The sequence below is a fragment of the Flavonifractor sp. genome (assembly GCF_019422385.1).
Classification (GTDB): Bacteria; Bacillota; Clostridia; order Oscillospirales; family Oscillospiraceae; genus Flavonifractor; species Flavonifractor avistercoris.
Map to the genome: position 1 here is coordinate 8,367 of NZ_JAHZDL010000076.1, position 3,235 is coordinate 11,601.

At 66.0% G+C, this 3,235-nt stretch carries 4 protein-coding genes and 1 pseudogene; all 5 read right to left on the minus strand.

Annotated features, from left to right (window positions below; translation table 11 throughout):
* On the minus strand, positions 1–344 hold a 344-nt coding region (locus QZ378_RS10045; RefSeq protein ID WP_291258169.1), incomplete at its 3' end, for a cell division protein SepF.
* 25 nt (positions 345–369) lie between these two features.
* The gene (locus tag QZ378_RS10050; protein WP_291258170.1) at positions 370–1,074 is read right to left on the minus strand and encodes a YggS family pyridoxal phosphate-dependent enzyme; all 705 of its coding nucleotides are present in this window, start codon (positions 1,072–1,074) and stop codon (positions 370–372) included.
* 17 nt (positions 1,075–1,091) lie between these two features.
* Positions 1,092–2,384 carry an HlyD family efflux transporter periplasmic adaptor subunit gene (locus QZ378_RS10055; protein WP_291258171.1) on the minus strand — a complete coding sequence of 431 codons (1,293 nt, stop codon included), beginning with the start codon at positions 2,382–2,384 and terminating at the stop codon, positions 1,092–1,094.
* A gap of 9 nt (positions 2,385–2,393) precedes the next feature.
* Complete coding sequence (gene hfq / locus QZ378_RS10060) at positions 2,394–2,630, minus strand: RNA chaperone Hfq (protein WP_191529011.1); 237 nt, start codon at positions 2,628–2,630, stop codon at positions 2,394–2,396.
* Between the two features lie 303 nt (positions 2,631–2,933).
* A pseudogene (locus QZ378_RS10065) lies at positions 2,934–3,235 on the minus strand (DNA mismatch repair protein MutL); the annotation flags it as partial.

Below are 3,235 nucleotides of genomic sequence, written 5' to 3' on the forward strand. Positions count from 1 at the left end.
TCCTTGTTGGTGGACTCCAGGTTGAGCACCACGGTGCGCTTCTCCCGCAGGTGGTCGGCAATCTCGCTGGCGTTCTCAAACCGCTCGGGCTTGACCAGCACCACCTGCAGCTGGGTGGTGGTGTGGATGTTCACCACTTTATTGCTGCGCCGCTCGTTCTCCACGGGGTAGAGGGTGCCGGTATTCTCCTGGCTGCTCTTGGCGGCGCGGCGCTCCAGCCGCTCGCCGCCGGTGCGGTCCATCCGCTCGCTGCGGGAGACGGGCTCGTAGTCGTCAAACTCCTCCTCGTCCTCCTCGTCCTCATAGGGGCGGGCCAGGCGCTTGATCTCGTCCAAAAATCCCATGTCGGTAAACCTCCCGATGTGATTCCTATCCCTTGTGCATGGGGGGACGGGGGCCGAACAGGGCGGTGCCCACCCGCACCAGGGTGGCCCCTTCACGGACAGCGTTCTCATAGTCGCCGCTCATGCCCATGGAGAGGCAGGTAAAGCTAGTCTTATTATCATCCATCTGACTTCTTATGTCAACAAAAAGCTGACGCATTTTTGCAAAAAACGGGCGGTTTCCGTCGGGGCCGGCCACCGGAGGGATGGCCATGAGGCCCCGCAGGCGCACATGGGGGCAGGCGGCGGCCTGCTTCACCAGGGCGGGCAGCTCCTCCGGGGCGATGCCGCTCTTGGACTCCTCCCCGCCGATGTTCACCTCCAGCAGGATGTCCTGCACCAGATCCAGCTTGGCGGCCTGGGCCTCAATGGCGTCCAGCAGGTGGGCCGAGCCCACCGACTCGATGAGCTCCACCCGGCCCACCACCTGCTTGACCTTGTTGGTCTGCAGGTGGCCGATGAAGTGGAGGGCCGCCCCGTCATAGGCGTTGTCCGCCAGGTGGGCGGTCATCTCCTGCACCCGGTTCTCGCCGCAGATGGTGACGCCGGCGGCGATGGCCTGGCGGATGGTCTCCGAGGTCTGCACCTTGGTGGCGGCCACCAGGGCGATCTCGGACGGGTCGCGGCCGGCCTCCCGGGCGGCGGCGGCAATGTTTGCGTTGACTTTGGCAATATTCTCTGCAAGGGACATGTGAATAACCTCCCATATTAAGAATCCAGAATCACGGCTCCGTCTGTGAGCTCCACCGAGGAGAGGATGATCTGATCTCCGGCCCGCAGGGCCTCGCTGTCGGACACCCCGTCGGCGGGCACCACCAGGGCGAATTCCTCCATCTGCTCCACCACGGTGACGGGCTTGAACTCCGCCTGCTGGCCCACCAGCACGAACACGCCGGTGGTGAGCACCTGGCTCTCCTCCTCCGTCTCCGGGTCGGTGACGGTCTGCTCCACCACCCGGATGGACTCGGTGGGAACCCGGATGCCCTCCCGGCTGTCAAAGACCAGCTCCACCGTCTGCCGGCGCAGCAGGGTGGTCTCGGACAGGTAGCGGTCGGTGGACAGCACCACGGCGCACTGCCCGTCCTCCTCCGGCTCCCCCACCCGCTCCACCGTCATATCCACCTCGCCTGACCAGTCCCGGGAAAAGCGGACGGTGACGCTGCTCCCCTGGTGCAGGCGCTGGGCCTCCTCGCTGCCGGCGGCAAAGACGAAGTACCAGGTGGCATCGGTGATCAGCTTGCCCACCGCGTTGGGGTCGGCTTCGGGCTGCTGCCGGGCGAGCTGGGCGAGCTCCGCGGCGGTGATGGTCTCCAGCTTGTCCGGGGTGAGCTGGCTCTCAAAGCCGTCGGTCTGGCCGGAGAACACCCCCGACTGGCCGGCGGTGACCGCAGTGGTGTCCTGGGCGGCCTGGGCGGTGAGGGCGGAGATCTGGGCCTCCACCTCGTCCAGGGAGGCCTGGATGGCGGCGGAGGCGTCCCCCTCCCCCTCCCCTTCGCTGAAGGTGTACTCCCGCTTGTAGACCAGGCTCTTCAGCTTCTGGGCCTCCTCCTCCAGCCGGGTGAGATCCCCGGCGGCCACCGAGGCGTGGAGATCGGCGATGGCGTCCAGCACCTGCTGGCTCAGCTGGGAGGCGTCGCCGCCGGTCTGGGCCCGCTCCAGGGCGTACTCCAGCTGCTCCCGCTCCAGGGTCAGGCTCTCCAGCTCCTGCCGCCGCTCCAGGCCCTCCCCGCTCTGGTAGAGCAGGGCCACCTTCTCCCCCCGGGCCACCTTCTCCCCCTCCTCGGGCAGCAGCTCCACCGTGCCGCCGCCGCCGGAGAGGACGGTCTCCTCCCGCACCAGGAAGCCGGTGGCCTCCAGGCTGTCGTCCACGGTGTAGGCGTAGGACATCACAAAGGTGTACGGATCCCGGAAGCTGCGCCAGGCGGAGGCGGCCAGATAGACCACCACCGCCGCCAGCAGCACCAGCATCATGATTCGGTTGATCAGCTTCCCTTGCTTCATGGGCGCTCCTCAGTCCGCCGCCGCCTCCGCCTCCAGGGAAATGGCCCGCTCGGGCACGATGGTGGAGATGGCGTGCTTGTAGATGACCTGCTGCTTGTCCCCCGTCATAAGTACCACCACGAAGGCGTCGTATCCCGTGATCTGGCCCCGCAGCTGGTAGCCGTTCATCAGGAACACGGTGACAGCGGCGCGGGTTTTCCGGGCCCGGAGCAGGAACAGGTCTTGCAGGTTGTTGGTCTTTTGCATGTGGATGCACTCCTTCTTTCTGTAAGATGCATCCAATATATACCAATTATCAGGCGAATGGTGTCGCTTTTTGTTTGGAAACCGGGCTTCCCCCGCTATGCCCTCCCGAACCGCTTCTCCATCTGCTGGCGGGTCAGCTCTATCGCCACCGGCCTGCCGTGGGGACAGTATTTGCTCCCCGGCGGTCAGGCCCGCCGGGGGCCCCAAATATTTCTGCATCCTCGGGGCAAATGAATTGCCCCTGCGGCAAGGTTTTGCTCCGCAAAACACTTGGACGCGCCAAAGGCGCGATGCGCGGTCAAATTATGCTCTCCCGAACCGCTTCTCCAGCTGCTGCCGGGTCAATTCTATCGCCACCGGCCTGCCATGCGGACAATATTTGACCGCGCCGGACATGACGGCCTCGGCCACCTTGTACAGCTCGCCGGGGCTGTTCTTCTGTCCGCCCTTGATGGCCGCCTTGCAGGCCATGGTGTGGAGCAGGGCGTCCCGGGCGGCGTCCGGATCGGCGGAGCCGCCGGTGAGCAGCTTTCCCGCCAGCTCCCCCAGCACGTCGGGGATCTCCCCGGCGGCCACGTCGCTGGGGGCGGCCCGGACGATCAGCG